Raw genomic sequence first — 22,372 nt, forward strand, 5'->3', positions numbered from 1 at the left:
AATGTAAACAATGGCGGATTTTGATTTAAAAGAAATATACAGGGATGTGTTCGGCTATGAACCCCCGCAGGATTACAGTATCGCATGGGCCAGGCCGGAAGAGACTTACAGCAGAAAGGGGCAACCCTATCGCGAGAAGGATATCTATGGAAGAGAATTTTTTCTGCCGATTACCCTAGGAAATTATTTGTTGCCATTTGCTACCATAGAGATCTCCTGTAAGAAATCGATTGTCCGTACGGCCCTGCCAGAACAACCAGGAACGGTAAAAGAGATCACTGGCAGAGAGGATTATCAGATCAGCATCAAAGGGATAGCTGTCAATAATAACAACGTATTCCCTGAAACAGAAATTACCAGACTGGAAGAATTGTTTTCCCCTGGCACTACGCTGGTATTGCGCAATGTAATCTCGGATATTTTCCTCAGTGGTGCTCATAACGTGGTAATAACAGAATTCAAACTGCTTAGACCCAACAGTGGGGTGCACAATGCCAGAGGGTACGAAATGACCCTGGAAAGCGATGATGTTTACACTTTAGAGATGTCTTAATATGTTCAAGTTAACAAGTGAGATAAATGTAGGGAGATACAAAGCCATCAAACCTATATCTGTAAAAATCAGCAAGAGCATTTTTGATTTTGTAGACAAGGCTGTTTTCAAAATGCCGGATGCTGCGAAAATTATGAACGGTACTATTCTCGTAAATGATAAAACGGATACAGCACTGCTTTTTAAAGAAGGCGACGAAGTGAGTATCTGGCTGGGTTATAATGATATACTGCAAGATGAGTTCAAGGGATTCGTTACAAAAGTGAATCATACTTCTCCTGTGGAAATTGAGTGTGAGGGCTATGCTTATCAGCTTAGAGGAGGCTCTAATATCAATAAGGTTTATATCAATACTACGCTGAAAAAGGTGTTGCAGGAAATAACAGCAACTACCTCCATCAAGCTGGGAGAGATACCGGATGTAGCCATCGATAAATTAACCATTCATGAAAAATCCAGGACGGAAATCTTACTGTTATTGAAGAACTACTACAAACTAGAGTTTTTCTTCAATGGTGATGAACTGAGCGCCAACCTGATGTATTTACATAGGGAGGCTGATGTAAAGTACCGACTGGGCTTCAATGTGATAAAGGCAGATGAGCTGAAGCTCAAAAATGGTGGGAAAGACAAGATCGTTGTACGGTTTCTCAGTGATAAAAGAAATGGTGAAAAAGTGCAGGGAAAAGTGGGAAGCTCACAAAAAGACGCTAAGGAGGAATTGCTGAAGATTCCCAGTGTTTCTGAAAAGAAATCTCTGGAAAAGATTGCTGAAAAGCATGCCTATACGCTTTCGTATGAAGGTTATGAAGGCAAGATCGAATGTTTCCTTGTCCCCTATTGTATCCCCGGATTCAGGGCCTCTTTTGAGGATTTGAAACATCCAGAGAAAAATGGAAACTACTATGTACAGGCTACAGAGGTAACCTATGGCAAGGAAGGCGCAAGAAGGTCCGTAACAATTGGTGCAAAACTAAGTTCAGATGTCAAAGCAAATAAATGATATCGCGCAGGCGATGGCCAGTTTTTCTTCCAGATATGGTCCGTTAACCATCTTGCCCGCAACAGCAGGCGAATTCAATGAAAAGGATAATACAATCGCGGTAACCCTGGATAGTGGCCTGGAGATTCCAGATGCAAGGCTCAAAAGTGTGGCAAAAGACGGTGGAAAGGTGATAATGGTGCCAGTAAAAGACAGCGTGGTACAAATTGCCAGAATTGAAAACAGCGATGAATTTATTGTTATCGCGGTGGATGAAGTCAGTCAGGTTCTGTATTGTATCGGTAAGACCGTTATGAAAATGGACAGCGAAGGCTATTTGTTGAAAAGAGACAATGAAACCTTGCGCAAAATTATGGATGACCTCCTGGACGGTATCATGAACATGTGCTTTACTACACAGAGTGGACCTACCGTTAACCTAGTAAATCGTACCACTTTCGAACAAATTAAAAATCGGGTAGAAAAATTATTGAAAGATGCTGAATGAGACCAGACTGAAAAATAAGATCCGCGCCGCTTTTAGTGAAGAAAAGGAAGAAAAAGATGCTGCCGCTGCTATGGATAGAATAGCCACTAAACTGGCGCAGGCGGTGATTGAAGAAATAAAACAGATCAGCATTATGTACAATGCCGGTCTGGTGGCTCCAAACGGGCCAGTATCGGGAACCTTTAATTATACGATATCATGATAGATGTGTTATTGGACAATAATTATGATCTCGCTTTTTATGAGGGTGATCTGCAGTTAGGTGAAAGCGTGTCTCAACATCAACAACTGTTACTCATTGCTAATAAAGGCGACTGGCGGGAACATCCTGCTATTGGCGTAGGCATTATGGGATTCCTGAAGGATGATAATCCCGGGGTTTTACTGGGTGAAATCAAGATGGAATTTGAAAAGGATGGAATGATTATTAATGAGATCAGGCTGGAAGCGACCGGCAGTTTAAATATAGATGCATATTATGGCGACCACAGTTAAACCCCAGCAGTGTCTGTTTGATATCGTTTTGCGGGAATCAGGCGCCGCTGATGCCATATTTCAAATGGCGCAGGCAAATGATATTAGTATCACAGATGAACTTATCGGCGGACAGTTACTGGAAACAACCAAAGTAACGCCTGTCAACAAAAGCATCATTACCTACTATCAGCAGCAACAAATTTTTCCGGGTACTTCCATCACCCTGCAAAGCACCAGTACAGCTCGCGGTGGCATTGGGTATATGGGCATTGGTATAGACTTCAAGATTAGTTAACAATGGCAAGAACAATAGAACAGATACAGTCACTGATTGTAGATAAGGTTAATAATACTCCAGATCTGAAACTACTGAACAGTGTTAGCAAAACATCCATTTTTCGTTTATTCATTTACGTTGTCGCATTCTGTCAATGGACGCTGGATCAATTGTTTGACCTGCATAAACAAGAAGTGTCGGATCTGATTTCCAAAATGAAGCCACATAGTCTGAAATGGTACGCGGAAAAAGCAAAGCGATTTCAGTATGGCTTTAACCTCCCAGCGGAGTCTGATACTTATGATAATACAGGTATTCCCAATGATCAGGTGGAAGCCAGTAAAATTGTGCATTTCTGCGCAATTGTAGAACAGCCGGATAGCAGAGGTGTCGTGTCTTTGAGGGTAAAGGCAGCCACTAAGAAAGATGATCTGGATACACTCGATAAGGATCAGTTGATCGCCTTTACGAAGTATATGAATACGGTAAAAGATGCAGGAGTAAGACTCATCGTCAGTTCCGATAGGGCGGATGATCTTCGGATGAAAATAGACGTGTATTACAATCCATTGGTACTGGGTAGTAATGGCTCCAGGCTAGATGGCACTGATTCAGATCCTGTACGAACTGCCATAAGAGAATACCTGATGTCCCTACCCTTCAACGGTTCTTTGGTGCTGGCCTATCTTACAGATGCCCTCCAAAAGGTAGATGGCGTGGTAATTCCGCAGATTATCCGTGCAGAGGCCCGTTATGGCAACTTGCCCTATAAATCCATTGATCTGATGTATCAGCCAGATGCAGGCTATGTACGCATCTGGAGTGAAAAGGATGATTTGGATATCAATTTCATTCCCCAAACCAGCCTTATATAATGAAGATATTTGATATCGATTATCGCCGACTGATAGCATTACTGCTGCCTCCAGGCTTGAGAAAGAGTCGGATGCAGGCTTGGCTGAATGCCCTGGTATACCCCGTACAATTGCTGTATAATGATTTTAAAGCCAATAGAAAGAATAACCTGTACCGTATCAGTATAACCCCTCAGGTATTTTCTCTAGAGAAAGCCGCTAATGATCGTTACGATTACGTAGAACGACGTATACGGATCGCCGATGTACTACTGAAGGAAGTGATTTTCATCTACCAACGGCCGGAGAACAAACCATTAATGCTATTCAGGAGATCCGAAACGCAACCTTTGAACCTCTATCTGAAAACAGAAACGAATAGTGTGACTGTAGATTTCCTCGTATTACTGCCGTCCGGATTAAGGTTTGCGGAAGATGAAATGCGGGCATTCATTGACAGTTACAAATTAGCTAGTAAAGACTATAAAATTCAATTGACATGAGTAATAAAAGAGTGGATTTCGGCAACCTTGGCGGATTCCCGCTTACGCAGGATCTGCTGTCATACATGCAGTCTTCCTACAGAGATGCTATTTCCGGTATGGCAAAAGTTTGCGGCAATAACGTAATTATTTCTGGTATGGAGGATAACGGTACCTCTTTTTCGGACGGCTGGATTGTACTGGATGGAGAATTACTGCCTTTTGTTGGAGGTCCTAAGCAAAGTACATTCATCATAGTAGATGAGAACAGCAATGAAGCTTTTGCAGATGGTATCTCCCGAACTGTTTATTTTACCAGATATGCCAGATTTGGTAGTGGCGGCCGACCTATTTCGGATCTGTTCCGACTTTCTACTATCGGCGCATTGCAAAGTAACCTAACAGAACTGAATAGCAATCTTACTGCGCTGAACAACAATTACGGGTTGCATGCAGCCAATAAGAATAATCCCCATGGCGTAACGAAACAACAGGTTGGTTTGGGAAATATTCCTAACGCCATCTCCGATGACCCAACATTGAATGACAGCAATGTACTTGCCACTACAAAAGCCACTGCTAAGGCATCTAAAATTGTAAGAATGGATTCTGTGGATATCACTGGCATTGTCAATCAGAGTACGGACAAAGATATTCCTATTACCATTCCGAATGGTCCTGTATATGGTCGGTATTTAGTTGCTGGCTCTCTTCGTAGTTATTCCAACAATTTCGATAATGATAACGATGTGTTTTGGATGGTGCGGGGTTTGGGCCCTTATAACTTCGTCCTCTGTACGCGAAAGATGGCTAACAACTACGTTTATCTAATGTTTGATTACGCAATAATCTTATTTTAATATGCCAATCCAGGATAGAAATAAACTAAAAAGCTGGTTCGAAACCGGCGATTATCCCACCCAGCAACAGTTCTGGGACTTGATAGATAGTTTCTTCCACAAGTTGGAAGATGTAATCGATATCAATAATGTCAGTGGATTGCGTGCATTGCTGAATGCCAAGGCAGATTATGAGCAATTACAATCGCATCTGGGAGACAAGGGCAATCCGCATGCAGTAACCAAAGTGCAAGTCGGTCTGGGGAATATTCCCAATAATATTTCGGATGCCATTGATCTCAACCAGAATGATACCCTGGCTACGAGTGCTGCAGTGTTCAAGCTGGCAAGCAAGGTTGTATCCAATACGATTGAGGAAAATACTTACACTGCCGATAGCAGCTATGTGCTGAGATTGGGGGGATTGCTGGAGAAAATTGTGGTGATTCCCACTACTGATATTAATCTGAGTATAGGTACCACCCTTGGTGGAAAGGACCTCCTGGACACGCTTCCACTGACAGGTAAAGCAGGAAACATTATATCACTCGATCTCTTCGCAGCTTCCACTGATAAGAATCTTTTCTTCAGCGGCATCACAGGAAGTGTTCAAATACGATATTATAAAAGATAACATCCGTTAATCCTTTGGTATGGTGCCGGAAATTCCGGCATCACCAAATCTTTACCCCAATTACCCCAAATGAATAGAATTCTTTTATTGATACTGTGTTTGTTTACCCAGTTGACATGGGCACAGAGTAATATCAGTACGAACAGGATTGTAATTAAAGATTCCCTATCTCTTGATGGAAAGTGGATTAAGCGCATCAATAATGACAGCACACTTCAAACTGCTGGTGAACAAAGCGTTTCCACCGATGGAGCGATAAAAAAGTATATAGATAATGCAACATCCGGAGGTGGTGGCGTTTCGCCATCTGAGATAGCAAAAATGATGATGAATCCAGATGCACTTGACGTAGTAGTGCGTTTTTGGACCGGTCAATGGATGACGCCTTTAATTAATTTTAACCTGAGCTTTTTAAGTAGTGATGGGATTAAATCCACTTACTATGTTTCGGGGTATCATCCCAAAGAGACCTTTCCTGTCTATGGCAAACCACCATTTTCCTTATACGTAGCTATTCAAAATGTAACTACAGACTCTGTGTTAGCCATCAATCTATCTACAACAGAACAATCTAGTGTAATTGGTTATGAGAATTATTCGAATTTTGTTCTCATAAAACCAGGTAATACGGCGGTTATTACTGCGGACCGATTAAGAGGGAATTTATTAATTGGAATAGAGTCATGGTTACGAACATATCCTGAAAATCACCTGATCAGTGTTAATGAAAGGGTTAAGAATCATTCCGCCACACAATCGATTAATATGTATAAATCTGGCTATGGAAATATAATCCTGATGCCGGGTCAGGAGATTTCTCAGCCGAACCTATGGTTGGACCAGAATGGTTATAAGGAATGTAGTTTGCAGGGTTTTGATTTTCATACAGCCATTAATGGAAAGTACATTACTGCCGTGCCAATTACTAGTTCAATCAGGTTCAAAGTATACCGTAATAGCGTTTTATACATGACTAAGGAGGTGCATGCATTTAAGGATGATAATCTTGTTTTTGAAATTGATCCGACCTGGACAGATTATGAAATTATTTTGGAAGACATCTAACCCTTCATCTTAATCTATTTTACATGTTAATACGATTGTTTGTTTTCCTGATGCTACTCTCCGCAGTAGCATCGGCCCAGAGTAATGCCACAGTAAACCGCCTGCTGGTAAAGGATTCCATGGGCATTGGTGGTCGTTGGATTCGGGAGATACGATCCGATAGTACCATGAACGGTACCAACGAGGGTACGATTTCAACGGATGGTGCTTGGAAAAGCTATATCCTGAATAATGTTCGGAATAGCCCTTTAAGCCCGGTTCCCGGGCCTGCAAGAGATAGCGCACTTACGATAGATCCGGCTACGGGAAAGCTCGGGATTACACCGATTTCAAGACCCGCTGTTAAACAGTTTGAAGGTTTAACTCATAACCCCTGGCTGAAAGTATCCGCAGGACCGTTGGTTAACGGAGTAACGATTGTGGAGGATACCATTCATGTAGAATGTATGAGCAGTGACGGCATCAAATCCATTATCACCTTTAATGGTGCATATCCTGATTGGAATTATGCCAAAGGTAAGGCCCCATTCACCGTGAAGACAGACTGGGTAAATCGCCACCCTGGAAAATTCGTTCTACTAGATATAACGTCCGCCTTTTACCCGAATGGTAGACAGCCGTTCAATCGCTTTTTTGCAGCCTATAACGATACAATCCATTTCAAGCAAAACTGTATCAGTAGTGATATTTTCTTTGAAATGCGCCTCTCAGACTCGCTGCCAAATTGCGTCATTATGCCTATAACTGTAAGAAATAGGACGTCTGGAATGATTAGTATTCGTTCAGCGGATGGTACTAATATAATCCTGCCTCATGAGGAGCTACGCTTTAAAATTTGGTATGGATCAGGACTGGGTGTAGGTTATCAGAAGGTGTTAAAGTCAGCTACAGGAGAATTAATCCTCTGTGGTCTTGATAACCACCCACTGCGCTGCTTAGTTTATGAAAATGAAACACTCACCAATACCGTAACAGCAGACTCCTACTACGGGTTTCTTGTACCAATTAATGATCCTTCATCACGCTTAGAATTAGTTGTGGAGGATATGCCAATTGTTTCCCAATAGAATATTTATAAATGATGCATTCAATAAGGTTTATTATATGTTTATTCGCAGGGCTGCTCTGTAATTGCCTACAGGCCAACTGCCAGAGCAATCTGAGCTCCAATAGAGTGCTGGTAAAGGAGTCATTGACATTAAAGGATCGTCAGATTAATGCCATCAACAATGACGTAAAGCTTGAGCAAGCCAGTAGTCAAACATTATCAACAACATCAGCAATTCGTACTTTTATTGATGGTCTCGTAGGACTGGCTCCATCTGGAACCACTAATAGAACAGATAGTGTACTCTCCAGGAATCCGATCACCGGCACCATGGAAATGGTTCCGACGTTTAGTTTAAGGAATCTCGTAGAAGCGGTACTTGTTCAGCGACAAATGTTGGAACTCAATATCATGAGTACTACAGATCTGACTGCTGACGTATTGGATTCACTACACGTTACAGTCACCAGTAGTGACGGAATCACTACCAGTCAACGATGTGCAGGAAATCAATTTGCACGAATCTATGGATACGGTAAGCCGCCCTTCAGCGTTTCATTTTTTTGTGTTAATAATACTCCTGGCCGAAATTATATGCTTTTCTCAGACGAAATTTATCTAACAGATCCAGTATTAAAAGTGCAGTTCTTCCCTGGACGTAATTATTTTGAAAAATGGGCTAACTATGGAGATACTATCAAGTACGTTGCAAAAAATATTCGTCAACAATTTGGTATAAGATTCAAAAACGAATCGAATGGACAACCGACTTACCGCGATACCATTGGTCGACGGGAAATGAGTATCGTCAACAACACAAGAAATTTCTGGCCGGTTATTTATGGTCTTGGAACAGGAGTTATCACTGTAACACCAGGAGAAATCACAACATACTCCGAATATTTACTCCCATCTATCGATATAAATTTTCTAAATCTCCTTGTATGGCAGTATGGCGGGTATTATTCTGACAATACTGTCACTGCAAAAATGCATTATAAACTGTATAAGAACGATGTATTGTTTATGGAGGATGATATTGAGAATCCCGGCAATACTTATGTAAGTTATCCACTTGATGCAAGTTGGAAAAAGGTGAAATTGATCCTGGACAATGTTGACTAAGAATTCCCCACAATTATTTCTATTTCAGATGATGAAAAAAATTATAATATTCAGTTGCTTCTTTTTGAGTATCCTCATGCCCTATGGATATTGTCAAAATGTAACAGTGGTAAACAGATTACTGGTGAAGGATTCATTAGCCATCGGTAATCATTGGATTAATAATGTTGCTGATGAAAATGAAATAGTAGCAGGTGGTTCCAATGTGCTCGCTAATGATGCCGCACTGAAAAAATATTTTGCAAATTCAATGCGGTTGCCAGGTTTGACCAGTATATCACATGCTGATAGCCTCTTGACATTAGATCCTGTAACTCGCAAATACAGCATGGCTCCTAACATAACCGCTAGTAATATAGATATGGATGGTATCATCGATATGCTGTTTGTACACCCACACGTCTTTACATTATCGTATGATAACTACAATGCTATAGATACAATTCTAGTGGAGATAACCAGCAGCGATGGAGCCTTAACTCCTTTATTACTTACAGGGAGCAGTGGCGTGAAGTTTGTATTTGGAAAACCTCCATTTTCTCTAAAATCGAATTATAAAAATCCACTGTCTAACAGGAGTACTATTATTACCTTGGCCAAATCAGATGAATACGATAATTTTTTTGGTAATGAAATTAATAGGCCTGTATTGCCTTCTGATACACAAGCTCTTTTTGCAGAGGAATTAACCGGGAGATATCAATTTTATTTTAACCCCTCTCCGAATGTCTCTCTTTCTAAGAAAAAATTGATTTTAAAGAATAATACTCTCAATTACAGATTGGGAGTATTGAGTGAACTTGCATGGCCGCAAAGGAATAGAGAACTCTCCATTCAAGTAATTAATGCACTCGATAGTATACGTATTGGAGCCACTCCAGTTTTGACCACACAAACAGGTGAGAAAGCACTGCTAACTACGGCTGTATCCAAGTATAGTATCCGAAACTTAATTGCTGAAATCTATGTCGATAATCAACTCTATCAGACAAAAACCTTTAAGGAGTTCTTTAAGATCCCCTATGATAAAACCTGGAATACCATCGAAATAATTCTCAAAGATCCCACCATCGCCACACCATAGAACCCCTTTCCATAAAGGCTTTCATCAAAACCGGACGTTTCGCTTTAATCACTCGGACGTCTGGTTTTTCCTGTATTATACCCTCACTTATACCCATAAAAAAACCTGCTCGCCAGGAGCAGGTTTTATATTTATAAGATGATGTACGATTAGAAGTCTACACCCATACCGAAGTACCAAATAGGACCTCCTTTAAAGAAGCCTGTCATTGGCCATCCTGCATCTGTACGGAGGAAATAACCAGCAATAGTAGTTCGGGCGCCAAAGCCATAACCAGCGATGAATGGTCCGAGGAAGCCTTCTTTGATACGAGTTACTACGCCGGTACCATTGTCATAGTTGCCGTAGTTGGAATCCTTAAATTTCAGCGATCCATTCCATGCAGTACCAATATCCATAAAGCTCAATAATTGGAAGTTGCGCAGGAAGGCGGAGTTGATTGGTTTGTCAATGAAGGTGGCGAATACAGGCAAACGCAGCTCTGTATTCAACAACATTACATTATTACCATTTTTCTGATTCTGTTTGTAACCACGGAGGTTTTCTGCCAATGTTTGATAAGCATAGTTCACATTGGTATTTACTGGAGTAGCCCCATTGATCTGAGGATTCAACCAGTTGTCGATACCACCCAGGTAATAAATCATTTTACGAGAGCCCCAGGACATATCCATGGAGAATCTTGTAGCCCAGATAAAGTTGCGGTAGATCTTCTCATAGTGACGAATATCCACTCCCCAATTGTATGTAAACCGACCATTTGCAGCCGGTGAATTAGGATTGAATAACTCATTCAGACCGCCATTGGTAAGCTGTGAATTGACATCCATATACACTTTGTAACGTGTACCATTCCAGATATTAATAGCTGGATTGATGGTGTTGTCGTATACATATTCCAGTCGGCCGAGTACATAGCTTTCTTTGTAATCTTTCACGGCCAGGCTAGGCTTATCCTTGGCTGTTATCACCAATTTATCGGTACGATATCCCACTTGCAGGCGGATGCTCCTCACCTGGTCAAATGGATAGCGCATTTCTCCCTGATAGAGATTGGTAATAAGCTTGGTAGGCAGGAATTGTTGTTGGTTCTGGTCATCCACATAACTAAAACCACCGTTTTTGTCTAGTTTCCTGTAATAAGTGAATTTATAATCAAAACGTTTTTTCAGGTAGGAAGCTGTAAAGAAGTATTCAGATCCTTGTAAACTGGATGGAATACGGAAGCCACCGTTGAATTTAATGTCCTCGAATAAATCGCTTACGCCTATACGAATTAATCCATTTACTGGATCAGTCAGGCGGATAGGATTGTTGCCTGGAGGGCCAGTAAACACTTGGTACCTGTTGATAAGGATGGAGTTATCTAACTGTAAGATGAGATAATCCGACGCAAATTTCAGTTTATAAGGCAACAGTTTAGACTGTTTCAGAATAGATGGCTGTTGCTTGGAAAGTTGTTTAAAACCCGTAACCTCATCATATTCATTCTGCATAACAGGGGCTTTCGCCACTTCTGCCACTGTTGTATCCTTCGGTTCATCGCCAAATTCATTTTGGAAGAAGTTCGGATGGGATGAGGTATCCTTACGAGGTGCCATAAACGTTGGCAGACCCTGACGAAGACTATCCTGGTGCATTTGATCCTGTCTGAAACGCGTGTTTCTGGCGGAAACGTTCCTTCTGACAAGTGTAGTCGTGTCGACCTTTAACTTCATCAAACGTTTCATATCACCATACTTCACTACTTCCGAAACCTCTCCTTTTTCGCCTGTAATCCTGGATTCTAGGATACCGTATGGATAGTTGGAAATAGGGAATGTATAAGTAGAATCATTGGTAATAGTAACTGCTTCTACGGAGTCAGGCGCGCTAGAGCCATAGGCCGCCAGGGCAGAGTCCAGCTCTTCTTTATCCGGGTTATGCAGGATTTCTGAGCCTACATAGAAGAGGGAATCAACGCCTGCACTTTGAGAGTGGAAGTAACCAGCATAGCGGTTACGGATACCGTTTGCATCAGAAACAAAGGTAAAGTGCATGGTATTATACTGCATGGGCAGTCTCGCATTGCCATACTTCATGTCCGTCAACTGCGTAATCTGCCTGTCGGCACTCTTGTTCCAGTTGTCTACCATGAAGATATTATACCGATTGTTCAGCATGGAAGTATCGCTACCACGACCTTTCGGACCTGGGCGATTAGAAGAATAGATAATGCCGCTTTTACCAGGGAATGCTGCAAAAGATGGATCGAGATCATCATACACATCATTGGTGATCTGATCTGTTTTGGAATTGCTGATGTTATAGGTGAAAATATCTGTGTGTCCGTTTTTTACAGCAGACAGCAACAGGGTATTTTCCATGACAGGCATGTATTTGAAGTCGATTACACGGTCAAATTGTGGCAGATCCTGGCGCAAGGTAATACGGGTAACGAGGTCATAGACCATCAGTTTCGTTTTGCCTTCATGTTCATAAATCACGGCGAGGCGATTCCCTTTAGGGTTCCAGGCCATCTGCGGATAATTAGGATCGAGTTGGTTAGCCAGTTGCATTACGCCGCTTTTCAACAGCACTTTAGGCTTATTCCAGCCCAACTGAATCTGTACTTTATAGAGGCCCTTGTGGAATTCTACAACAGCGTAAGAGTTATTTTTCGGATTAGGATTGAAACGGAAGTAATCAGATTTACCGACTTCTTGGGCAACGATAGTGCGGCCTTTAGCGGAAGTTTTACGACGTTTATTATCATCCAAATATCTTTTCTGGTAGAATACGAGGAAATCTTGTGTTGCTTTTTTCGGTGTTAGGTTCAATACTTGTTCGAAACCTTTTTTCAGCCCTCTGTTGATACGGGTGATATACATGAGGTAGGGTACCGCATCTTTCCCGTATTTGGCTTCCACATAGTACCAGAAGGCATGTCCGGCTAGCAGCGGGTGATCATAAGCCAGTTGATTGAAATTGGAATATTTGCCAGAGAGGATGATGGCTTTCAGTTCTTCATCTTCCTGGGCGGTCCAGTTTTCGGCAGCATAGGCGATAAAGCCGTCAGTAAACCATTTAGGGAAGTCAATAAGGGCGGCATTTCCTGCAAATTCACCGATATCTTCCCCAAATAGCAATGTTTCCAACATAATGCGGGCAATCCCCTGCCGTACTTGCTGGCGCAGGTGTTCATGGTTACCGTCGAAGTAAACAATCATTTTGTTGCCCACTAGTTTGGTAACACCACCAGTATTTTGCCAATCGAGGCCAATACCGATATTGGATTGCTTCATTTCGCCGAAGCTGTTATACACCACAATGTTGATACGCTGACGGGGTGTGGTTTCCATGAACTGTTCCAACTGGGGTAATTCCTTCTCCGCGATCTGTACCACGTATTTTCCAAGCTCCATTCCATTTTGGGCGAAATAGGTATTGAAATGCCGACTTTGGTAGTATCTCCACTTGAAATTCTTGAACTGCACACGATTCTGGCCGAATTCTACGGTATTTGTCTGGGCAAACGATACCATCGTTCCAAGTAATAGGGCTCCGTGGAATAATAACCTGGTAATAAATCTGTTCATACAGAAAGTATTGATAATATTGTGATCTGTTTACAAATTAGCTAAAAAACGGGTAACATGATCGAACTTCACCATTTCACCTTTAGTCCGCTGCAGGAAAATACCTACCTGCTTATTAACGAAAAAAAGGAATGCATAATTATAGACCCGGGTTGTTATTTTCAGGACGAAAGAAAAGAAATATTACAATATATACAAACGCAGGGGCTAATTGTTACGAGGCTACTGAACACTCACTGCCACCTGGACCACATTTTTGGTAACAAATTGGTATCCGATACGTACAAGGTTAGACCAGAGATTCACCCCAACGAACAAACGATTTTGGACCTTTCCCAACAGGCGGGCGCCATGTATAATCTGCCTTTTGAGCCTTCTCCCATGCCGGGTCGGTACCTGGAAGAGGGGGAAATCATCACTTTTGGCGATAATTCCTTAAAAGTGCTGCTGACGCCTGGGCATTCTCCCGGAAGTGTATCATTTTATTGTGAAGCGCAGAAATTTGTAATTGCAGGGGATGTATTGTTTTACCAGAGCATTGGCAGAACAGACCTGCCTGGAGGAGACCATCAAACCCTGTTGAACAGCATCCGTACCCAGTTATTTGTATTGCCAGACGATGTGAAAGTATACTCAGGCCATGGGCCTGCTACCTATATTGGCGCAGAGAAAAAGAACAATCCTTTCCTGCAATAAGCGGAAAAAGTAAAATATACGGCCATCCCTATACGAAGTACAGGGATGGCTTTTTTTATTCCCGGATATATTTGCCGATAATAGGGAAACGGGCAAATTCTCTCTTTTCCATCCGGAAAACAAAGACGAGATAGGCTACGAAAAAGAAGGTCGCTAATGCCAGGGAAGAAGCTTTGAGCGCATAGATATGTCCCGGGCTAATAAAGGTGCTGTTGATCCAGTTATAGAGATAGTAACCCCCTATCGCCAGAGTGATGTAGGTAAGGATTTTAGGGAGATGATATGGCACTGGGTAGTGCTTTTGTCCCCATACATAACAGATAATCATCTGCACCAGGTAACATACCATAGTTGCCAATGCGGCCCCGAAATAGCCCATAATTGGAATCCACCACCAGTTGAGTAAAAATGCCAGACCGGCAGATATCAAGGTGATAACCGCTCCAGCACGGGTATTATTGGTTAATTTGAACCAAATAGTCAGGTTGTAATAGATACCCAGGAAAATATACCCCATGAGTAGCAATGGTACTATGCGCAGCCCTTCATAATATTCCGGTTTGCGGAGGAAAATCTTCCATACACTCAGGTAAAGACTTACAAACAGGAACATGGCACATAACAAGATCACGAAGATTTTCATGATACGGGCATATACCTTCTGCGGATTTTCTTGCTCCGCCTGTTTGAAGAAGAATGGTTCTGCTCCCAGTCTGAAGCCTTGAATGAACATATTGATCAGGATGGCCAATTTATAGTTGGCACTGTAAATCCCAATCAGTGCTTTTTTCTTTTCCTCATCGCTGCCAGGGAGGAAAGTAGGCAAGAACCAGGCACGGTCAAAGGTTTCGTTGACCATTCCCGCCATACCCACTATAATCAGCGGTAGGGCGTATACGATCATCTCTTTCCACAATCCGGAGTTGAACTCCCATTTGATCCTGCGTATTTGTGGCAGGAACATCACCAGGGTAAGGCCGCTGGCCAGCATGTTGCTGAGGTAGATGTATCCCAAGGTGGCCCCGCCTCCCAGCACGTCCGGTACCCAGTGGTGGCCGGAGCTGTACAGCATTGGGCATATCTTCAGGAAAAAAATATTGAAACCAATATTGGTAACGATATTGGCTATACGAATGTAGGCATACCGCAGTGGCCGGTTTTCCAGTCGCAACTGGGCATATGGAATCGCTGTCAGGGCGTCGAAGGCCATGATCATCACGATGTAGAAATAGAAAGACGCATGCCCCGCCATACCGGCCATTTCTCCTGAATGAGAATGGGTAATCGGACTTTGGAGGAGGAACAGCAGTAAGGTGGCGCCAATGGTAGAAAAGATCAAGGAGATCATGGAGGTACTGAGTACCTGCTGTTCCTTATCTTTCTTCGCAAAACGGAAGAAAGCCGTTTCCATACCATAGGTTAGCACAATATTGGCAAAGGGTACATAGGAATAGGCGGTCGACATCTCCCCGAAAGCGGAGGCGCTGATGATGCCCAGATAAAAGGGTGTCAGTAAATAATTCAGCAGTTTGCTGATAATGTTGCTGAGGCCGTAGTAAATCGTTTGTCCTGCCAGTTTCTTAATGCTCAAAGCCTGTAGATTTTATACAAATTTATTCAAAGTTTCCTCCTCTGCGCTGCTGCTTTTTATCGGAAAGCCGTTTTTTGAACTGTATGCGCTTTTCCACCATGGCCTTACTAGGTTTGGTAGCAATACGTTTTTTCCTAGGAATGAGCGCTTTATTTATCAGTTCATTGACCTTACGGATCACTTCCTGTTTATTCCCCAACTGGGTACGGGCTGTCTGGGATTTTACCAGCAAAATGCCTTCTGCATTAATACGGTTGGAAAGCTTTTCTTGTAGAATGCTTTTTTGCGCGACTGTCAATAATGCCGACGCGTTAATGTCGAAGTAACCTTCCACCATCGTTTCCACCTTATTCACATTTTGACCGCCTTTTCCACCACTGCGGGCTGTGCGGAATGTGATCTCGGGGGTTACATCTATGTTCATGATATATTAAATAATTTTCTATGTAATGTACGAATACATTATCCGGGGGCAAGTTATTAAAACATTTACCAATGATTTCCATTAATTTCCGTGCCGGATAAAATTGAAATATACATGAGAGCAGTGATACAACGCGTAAGTAGGGCTTCTGTTACAGTAGAAGGGACCGTAACTGGAGCTATTGAAATGGGATTATTGGTACTGTTAGGTATAGAAGATGCAGACACGTTGGAGGATATTCATTGGTTGAGCAGTAAGATTGTGAATTTGCGCATATTCAATGATGATGCGGGTGTAATGAATGTATCTGTAAAGGACGCCCATGGCGATATTCTGCTGGTAAGCCAGTTTACCTTGCATGCCTCTACGAAAAAAGGAAACCGTCCTTCTTACCTGAAGGCCAGTAAGCCGGATATAGCCATCCCTATGTATGAAAAAATGATCCTTCAGTTGGAAAAAGATTTGGAAACCACCATCCAGCGGGGCATTTTTGGTGCTGATATGAAAGTGGAACTCCTGAACGACGGCCCTGTAACAATTATTATTGATAGCCAGAACAGGGAATAAATTCGCCTGTAACTTTCCTTCCGGCGCCCCGTTTAACAGACGGATGTGGTGGGTAATTTTACCTGCCTTTTAAGTAACCCTGTTAAACGTTACCTTGTTATGTTAAGAAATATATCCCTGGCGTTTTGTTGCCTTTTAATGGTCCTTTCCTGCAAAAAAACAGATCTATACGCCCCATCATCTCAGAAAAAATGCATTGTCTTATGCACTAATCCCGGAACATCATTGTCTTTTCGCCTCTTGAATGCCATTGGACAGGATCTGGTTTCTGGTCCTTCACCAACTATTCCATTGCAAGACATTAACCTGAAGGCAGGGAGTACCAATATGAACCTGCAAATCAGCCCCTCCCAGTCTAATACAAGCAACGGATACATATACACGAATATTAAACCTGTTGTTCCTTCCCCGGGCGCATTTGTACAAATGAGATTGATAGTACTGGTGAATGGCCAGCCACAAGTTTACAACCTGAACATACAAACCGTGTATGACGAGTGTTGCGGCCATCATGTATTGGGAATGACGGTGAATAATGGAACCTTCATTCCAAATGACAAAGGTGCTATGGATATTACCATAGCAGCGGGTCCAAGACCTAATTAATGTTTGATGACCCATCGTTACTCTTACCTTGATTGTGTAACGGTATCGGGTATACGATTTTAATTGTTCAGGCCGGAAATCTTTTACTGGCCTGAACTTTTTTTTGCAGCTTTCCTTATCTTTAGGATTACTTAAAATAATTTATCCAACATGACGATTAAGGAAGCGCAGGAAAGAATAGACGGCTGGATCAATACCACTGGTGTACGCTATTTCAGCGAACTCACCAATATGGCTATTCTCACGGAAGAAGTGGGAGAAGTTGCTAGAGTGATGGCCAGAAAGTATGGAGATCAGTCGTCCAAAGAAAGTGATACTAAAAAAGAACTGGCCGATGAGCTGGCAGATGTAATGTGGGTATTGTTATGTATCGCCAATCAAACCGGAGTAGACATGACCGCTGCGCTGGAAAAGAACTTTGATAAAAAGAACATCCGGGATGCAGACCGACATGTGAATAATCCTAAGTTGAAATAATGAAAAGAGAAAGCAAAATAAAGATAATCTGGCAGGTGCTAAAACAGTCTGGCAGCGAATTTATGAATGATAAGGTCCTGAAGCTAAGCGCTGCTTTATCTTACTATACCATATTTTCCATCGCCCCCATGCTGATTATCATTATTTTCCTCTGCGATCTCTTTCTAAGTAAGGAGTCCATTGAAGGTAGTGTGTATAGCCAGATCCGTACACTGGTAGGCAATGATGCTACTATCCAGATTCAATCTATGATCAAGAGCGCTACCCTCTCCAATGATGTCAGTTGGGCTACCATTGTAGGCGGTATCACGCTTGTAATTGGCGCCACTGGTGTGTTTGCAGAAATCCAGGATTCCATCAATTTTATCTGGAAACTGAAAGCCAAACCGAAGAAAAGCGGTATCATTAAACTCCTGCTCAACAGACTACTGTCTTTCTCCCTGGTCATCAGTATGGGCTTTATCTTGCTGGTTTCGCTGGCGTTGAATGGTTTGATGGAAGTACTCAACCATCGACTCTTGGCGCTTTTCCCGCAAGTAGAATACCTGGCTGTATACGTGGCTAATCTCACCATTACCTTCCTGGTGATCACGTGTCTCTTTGCTATTATCTTCAAAATACTGCCGGATGCACGTATCCGCTGGAAAGACATACTGGTAGGGGCTATCACCACTGCCATCCTGTTCATGCTGGGTAAATTCGCCATTGGCTATTACCTGGGCGCCAGCAAAATTTCTTCTGCCTATGGGGCCGCCGGCTCCATCGTTATTATTCTCCTTTGGGTATATTACTCTGCCGCCATCCTTTATTTTGGCGCCGTCTTTACCCGGGTCTGGGTTCAATACTTTGGCTCCCGTATATACCCCAATGATTACGCCATCTGGATACGGGAAGTGGAAGAAGTTACTACAAATAATAACCAACAATCAAGTTGATATTGTTTGAAAATTAATTATATATAGATGTAATAATAATTGCATCCATATTTTCAATTTTGACATTTATCTTTGCGCAACTATGTCTACAGATCAGAATATATTCCAGGCGATTATATCGCATTGTAAAGAATACGGTTTTATTTTCCAGTCCAGCGAAATTTACGATGGACTCAGCGCGGTATATGACTATGGTCAGAACGGAGCTCAGTTGAAGAAAAACATCAGAGATTACTGGTGGAAAAGCATGACGCAACTCCATGAAGATATCGTGGGTATTGATGCGGCTATCTTCATGCATCCTACTACCTGGAAAGCCTCCGGTCACGTGGATAACTTCAGCGATCCCATGATCGATAACAAAGACAGTAATAAGCGTTATCGCGTAGATCACCTGATCGAAGGTCATGCAGAGAAATTGTCTGAGGCAGATGCCGCGGCCCTCCTGGCTACCATGGATAAACTGCTGGCAGATAACGACTTCGCCGGTCTGAAACAACTCATTGAAGACAATAAAATTGCTTGCACCGTAAGCGGTACCGTTAACTGGACAGATGTACGTCAGTTTAACCTGATGTTCTCCACCCAACTGGGTAGCGTAACCGATGAGGCAAGTGAAATATATCTGCGTCCTGAAACCGCTCAGGGTATCTTCGTTAACTTCCTGAACGTACAGAAAACAGGCAGGATGAAAATACCTTTCGGTATTGCGCAGGTGGGTAAAGCCTTCCGTAACGAAATCGTAGCACGTCAGTTTATCTTCCGTATGCGTGAATTTGAACAGATGGAAATGCAGTTCTTCGTACGCCCTGGCACCCAGAAAGAATGGTATGAGAAATGGAAAGAAGAGCGTATGCAGTGGCACCTGAGCCTCGGTATCGACCCTTCTAAATACCGTTTCAAAGATCATGTGAAACTGGCGCACTACGCAGATGCCGCAGTGGATATCGAATTCGATTTCCCAATTGGTTTCAAAGAAGTGGAAGGTATCCACTCCCGTACTGATTTCGATCTGACCCAGCATCAGCAATACAGCAGAAAGAAAATTCAATACTTCGATACTGAAATCAACCAGAACTATGTTCCTTATGTAATCGAAACTTCTATCGGTTTGGATCGTATGTTCCTGTTGGTTATCTGTTCCGCTTATGCAGAAGAAGACCTGAGTACACCAGAAAAACAAGACAGTCGCGTAGTACTGCGCCTGCCTGCAAAACTGGCTCCTACCAAATTGGCTATCTTCCCGCTGACCAAAAAAGATGGTCTGCCTGAACTGGCACAACAACTGATGGCAGAGTGCAAACCGCACTTCTACTGCTTCTACGAAGAGAAAGACGCCATCGGTAAACGTTACCGCCGCCAGGATGCCGTAGGTACCCCTTTCTGCGTAACCATCGACCACCAGACCAAAGAAGACGGTACTGTTACCATTCGCTACCGCGATACCATGGAACAAGAACGTATTCCTATGTCAGAGGTGAAAAACCTGGTGTTGAACAAAATAGCATAGTTCCTAAAACACTATATAGCAAAAGGTCCGGCTACTGCCGGACCTTTTTGTTTATGCGACTAACCATATAATTCTTGGTGTATACTTTTTCGGTCATATCCGAGGGCCTGTATCCGTTGTTTGGCCTCGTCTATCATCTCTTTCCAGCCACATAGATAAAAGTTGGCCGGTCGCCTGTCATCCTTCAGCATCTCCTCATATACCTGGTGTACATAGCCTTTATGCCCAGTCCACTCCTGCTGTCTTGACAAAGTAGGGATGTAATGAAACCCTGGAAACTCCGCTTCCAATTGGCGCATTTCCTCCGCGTACAGCAAGTCTTTTTCATATCTGGTGCCAAAAATGAGGTGTATGTCTTTATGTGGAATGTTATGTTGCATGAGGTACTTAGTCATGGCGCGGAAAGGGGCAATGCCAGTACCTGTGCAAATAAAGAATAATTCCGTGTCTAACGTTGGTGGTAGTACGAAAACTCCCAGTGGTCCTTTTAATACTAATTCACTCCCCTCCTTCACTTCATTGAAAAGGTAATGGGTGCCAGCGCCGCCTTCCAGCAATACGATGACTAGTTCTATCTCATTGGTACCATTCGGATGAGAGGCAATAGAATAGCTACGCCATCTTTTGTTCTTTTTTTCGTGAATGGGAAGGTCGAGCGTTACAAATTGCCCTGGCTTGAAATCAAAGGTTTCCATATCGGGAATTTTGATCCAGAACCTGCGCGTGTTGTGGGTTGCGTCCACAATCTTAGTAACAATGCCGGTATGCCAGTTTTCAGTCATGTGGAATGGGGATTTTCTATTACTGAATATAAGGCAAATTGTTGAAGAATGATGGCATGGTGATGGCTCCTTCAAACACTTTTCAGCCTGTCGTCCCTGCCCAGCGGGCAGGGACGACAAAAAATATAAAACCACTATTTAATCAACCTCTTATTTATTTTTTTGACTAGCAATCAATTGGTTGAAACTATGTAATTATCTAGTTGATTGATAGTTAATTAGATAGGTATGAATGTTGATATGTTTTTCTTAAATTTTTATTCATTTAACCCTTACTTCTTGATGAAAAAAACATCTTCATGGCTGTCCCTATCAGCCCTTATATTCTGCGTATTTGTAGTCTCCTGTTCTAAACGGGATAATCCTGCCCCAGCTACGGTTTTTACAGGGCCAGTGGCTTTGTTGGACTCCGTAGTGGAAACGTCCACTAATAATGAGAAAACACAACATTACTTCACTTATAACGCGGATAGCGGAGTGGCTAAATTTACCATTCTATATAGTGATAAGCACTTTATGTCGGATTTTCTTTTCTATGATAATAGTCCGGTTAAGCGGTTGTTGCTCGTGTCTCAATCACTAACAGGAAAGGTCGAAGATGTTTACGGCACTAGGAGGTGTTACTACAATACAGCGGGCCTTTTAACCACAGTGAAGAATAACTCATCAGACAGCACATCTCTGGTTTATAACAGTAATAAACAACTGATAGGAAGATATTCATACAACAATGATTCTATTTACGAATCGAATGTATTAACCTGGTCTGGCCCAAACCTGGTAAAATCTGTTTATACCTATTACAGATCCGGAGATCCCAAGTTACCAGTGGTTTTTACCTATAACTACAAGTATGATAATAAGAGAAATGCATATTCTTCCGTCGGCTTTTACAGTATGCTAGGATACGCCTCTGCGTTTTATTGGCTGAGTGCTAATAATGTAGTTGAAATGGAACAATCTTCCGGTGGAAATACGTTTATATATACATTCAATTATGAATATAATAACAAGAATTATCCAGTAACGGGTGCTGTGAATGTTTCGAAAAAGCTTCCCGGAGAAAACTTCAACTTTTATAATGCAACGAAACGGTTTGTGTATAAAGATTAACGATTTATTCCTATAAACCTATTATCATCGGAAAGGAAAAGGGAGGTATTATAATAACACTGAATACAAAAGCTAGAAGTAAAAGGGATACCATTCTGGCATCCCTTTCTCTTTTTAACTTTCCTCCTACAAGAGAAATTTAATTTCTTCGTATCTTTGCATCCT

General features: G+C 42.2%; 24 protein-coding genes and 1 pseudogene. 21 read left to right on the forward strand and 4 right to left on the reverse strand.

Annotated elements, in window-relative coordinates:
- Nucleotides 1-10: 10 nt before the first annotated feature.
- The 14 genes from JO154_RS20535 to JO154_RS20600 all read left to right on the forward strand — a co-directional run bounded on the left by JO154_RS20535 (nucleotide 11) and on the right by JO154_RS20600 (nucleotide 9,928).
- Nucleotides 11-553 (forward strand): DUF6046 domain-containing protein, encoded by a 543-nt coding sequence (locus tag JO154_RS20535; protein WP_291949026.1) that lies wholly within the window; start codon nucleotides 11-13, stop codon nucleotides 551-553.
- A 1-nt stretch (nucleotide 554) separates the two neighbouring features.
- Entirely contained in the window at nucleotides 555-1,556 is a 1,002-nt protein-coding gene (locus tag JO154_RS20540) for a hypothetical protein (protein WP_291949027.1), read from the forward strand.
- On the forward strand, nucleotides 1,537-2,043 hold the full coding sequence (locus JO154_RS20545; protein ID WP_291949028.1) for a hypothetical protein: 507 nt from the start codon (nucleotides 1,537-1,539) through the stop codon (nucleotides 2,041-2,043). Before JO154_RS20540 ends, JO154_RS20545 begins: the two co-directional genes overlap by 20 nt.
- Nucleotides 2,033-2,245: a hypothetical protein gene (locus JO154_RS20550; protein ID WP_291949029.1), complete on the forward strand. Its 213-nt coding sequence runs from the start codon at nucleotides 2,033-2,035 to the stop codon at nucleotides 2,243-2,245. Before JO154_RS20545 ends, JO154_RS20550 begins: the two co-directional genes overlap by 11 nt.
- A complete protein-coding gene (locus JO154_RS20555) occupies nucleotides 2,242-2,538 on the forward strand; it encodes a hypothetical protein (RefSeq protein ID WP_291949030.1) in 297 nt (98 codons plus the stop codon). The genes JO154_RS20550 and JO154_RS20555 overlap by 4 nt, the downstream gene beginning before the upstream one ends.
- The gene (locus JO154_RS20560; protein ID WP_291949031.1) at nucleotides 2,522-2,815 is read left to right on the forward strand and encodes a hypothetical protein; all 294 of its coding nucleotides are present in this window, start codon (nucleotides 2,522-2,524) and stop codon (nucleotides 2,813-2,815) included. The genes JO154_RS20555 and JO154_RS20560 overlap by 17 nt, the downstream gene beginning before the upstream one ends.
- 2 nt (nucleotides 2,816-2,817) lie before the next feature.
- Nucleotides 2,818-3,672, forward strand: coding sequence for a hypothetical protein (locus JO154_RS20565; protein WP_291949032.1), 855 nt, complete (start codon nucleotides 2,818-2,820; stop codon nucleotides 3,670-3,672).
- Entirely contained in the window at nucleotides 3,672-4,154 is a 483-nt protein-coding gene (locus JO154_RS20570) for a hypothetical protein (protein WP_291949033.1), read from the forward strand. Before JO154_RS20565 ends, JO154_RS20570 begins: the two co-directional genes overlap by 1 nt.
- Nucleotides 4,151-4,993 carry a hypothetical protein gene (locus JO154_RS20575; protein WP_291949034.1) on the forward strand — a complete coding sequence of 281 codons (843 nt, stop codon included), beginning with the start codon at nucleotides 4,151-4,153 and terminating at the stop codon, nucleotides 4,991-4,993. Before JO154_RS20570 ends, JO154_RS20575 begins: the two co-directional genes overlap by 4 nt.
- A 1-nt stretch (nucleotide 4,994) precedes the next feature.
- Entirely contained in the window at nucleotides 4,995-5,606 is a 612-nt protein-coding gene (locus JO154_RS20580) for a hypothetical protein (protein WP_291949035.1), read from the forward strand.
- Between the two features lie 69 nt (nucleotides 5,607-5,675).
- Nucleotides 5,676-6,671 (forward strand): hypothetical protein, encoded by a 996-nt coding sequence (locus JO154_RS20585; protein WP_291949036.1) that lies wholly within the window; start codon nucleotides 5,676-5,678, stop codon nucleotides 6,669-6,671.
- Between the two features lie 23 nt (nucleotides 6,672-6,694).
- A complete protein-coding gene (locus JO154_RS20590; protein WP_291949037.1) occupies nucleotides 6,695-7,738 on the forward strand; it encodes a hypothetical protein in 1,044 nt (347 codons plus the stop codon).
- Nucleotides 7,739-7,863: 125 nt separating this feature from the next.
- Nucleotides 7,864-8,844 (forward strand): hypothetical protein, encoded by a 981-nt coding sequence (locus tag JO154_RS20595; RefSeq protein ID WP_291949038.1) that lies wholly within the window; start codon nucleotides 7,864-7,866, stop codon nucleotides 8,842-8,844.
- Nucleotides 8,845-8,968: 124 nt separating this feature from the next.
- Complete coding sequence (locus tag JO154_RS20600; RefSeq protein WP_291949039.1) at nucleotides 8,969-9,928, forward strand: hypothetical protein; 960 nt, start codon at nucleotides 8,969-8,971, stop codon at nucleotides 9,926-9,928.
- 149 nt (nucleotides 9,929-10,077) lie between these two features.
- On the opposite strand, the gene JO154_RS20605 is transcribed toward JO154_RS20600, so the two are convergent.
- Entirely contained in the window at nucleotides 10,078-13,506 is a 3,429-nt protein-coding gene (locus JO154_RS20605) for a hypothetical protein (protein WP_291949040.1), read from the reverse strand.
- Nucleotides 13,507-13,563: 57 nt separating this feature from the next.
- Here JO154_RS20605 and JO154_RS20610 point away from each other — a divergent pair, with 57 nt between their 5' ends.
- Nucleotides 13,564-14,202, forward strand: coding sequence for an MBL fold metallo-hydrolase (locus JO154_RS20610; RefSeq protein WP_291949041.1), 639 nt, complete (start codon nucleotides 13,564-13,566; stop codon nucleotides 14,200-14,202).
- Nucleotides 14,203-14,257: 55 nt separating this feature from the next.
- Here JO154_RS20610 and JO154_RS20615 read toward each other — a convergent pair whose 3' ends face one another.
- Together JO154_RS20615 and arfB are read right to left on the reverse strand one after the other, a co-directional pair.
- On the reverse strand, nucleotides 14,258-15,793 hold the full coding sequence (locus tag JO154_RS20615) for an oligosaccharide flippase family protein (protein WP_291949042.1): 1,536 nt from the start codon (nucleotides 15,791-15,793) through the stop codon (nucleotides 14,258-14,260).
- Nucleotides 15,794-15,815: 22 nt separating this feature from the next.
- Nucleotides 15,816-16,217 (reverse strand): annotated as a pseudogene (gene arfB / locus JO154_RS20620) (alternative ribosome rescue aminoacyl-tRNA hydrolase ArfB); the annotation flags it as partial.
- Nucleotides 16,218-16,331: 114 nt separating this feature from the next.
- Here arfB and dtd point away from each other — a divergent pair.
- The 5 genes from dtd (at nucleotide 16,332) to JO154_RS20645 (ending at nucleotide 20,312) form a co-directional block, all read left to right on the forward strand.
- Nucleotides 16,332-16,784 (forward strand): D-aminoacyl-tRNA deacylase, encoded by a 453-nt coding sequence (dtd, locus tag JO154_RS20625; protein ID WP_291949043.1) that lies wholly within the window; start codon nucleotides 16,332-16,334, stop codon nucleotides 16,782-16,784.
- A gap of 225 nt (nucleotides 16,785-17,009) precedes the next feature.
- Entirely contained in the window at nucleotides 17,010-17,390 is a 381-nt protein-coding gene (locus tag JO154_RS20630) for a hypothetical protein (RefSeq protein WP_291949044.1), read from the forward strand.
- Nucleotides 17,391-17,540: 150 nt separating this feature from the next.
- Nucleotides 17,541-17,867, forward strand: coding sequence for a nucleotide pyrophosphohydrolase (locus JO154_RS20635; protein WP_291949045.1), 327 nt, complete (start codon nucleotides 17,541-17,543; stop codon nucleotides 17,865-17,867).
- Nucleotides 17,867-18,802 carry a YihY/virulence factor BrkB family protein gene (locus tag JO154_RS20640; protein WP_291949046.1) on the forward strand — a complete coding sequence of 312 codons (936 nt, stop codon included), beginning with the start codon at nucleotides 17,867-17,869 and terminating at the stop codon, nucleotides 18,800-18,802. The genes JO154_RS20635 and JO154_RS20640 overlap by 1 nt, the downstream gene beginning before the upstream one ends.
- An 82-nt stretch (nucleotides 18,803-18,884) precedes the next feature.
- On the forward strand, nucleotides 18,885-20,312 hold the full coding sequence (locus JO154_RS20645; RefSeq protein WP_291949047.1) for a glycine--tRNA ligase: 1,428 nt from the start codon (nucleotides 18,885-18,887) through the stop codon (nucleotides 20,310-20,312).
- Nucleotides 20,313-20,371: 59 nt separating this feature from the next.
- Here the strand turns inward: JO154_RS20645 and JO154_RS20650 are convergent, their stop codons facing one another.
- A complete protein-coding gene (locus JO154_RS20650) occupies nucleotides 20,372-21,094 on the reverse strand; it encodes an FAD-binding oxidoreductase (RefSeq protein WP_291949048.1) in 723 nt (240 codons plus the stop codon).
- Between the two features lie 282 nt (nucleotides 21,095-21,376).
- Between JO154_RS20650 and JO154_RS20655 the strand changes: the two genes are divergently transcribed.
- Entirely contained in the window at nucleotides 21,377-22,207 is an 831-nt protein-coding gene (locus tag JO154_RS20655; RefSeq protein ID WP_291949049.1) for a hypothetical protein, read from the forward strand.
- Nucleotides 22,208-22,372 lie beyond the last annotated feature (165 nt).

The organism is Chitinophaga sp. (genome assembly GCF_019236475.1).
Taxonomy (GTDB): domain Bacteria; phylum Bacteroidota; class Bacteroidia; order Chitinophagales; family Chitinophagaceae; genus Chitinophaga.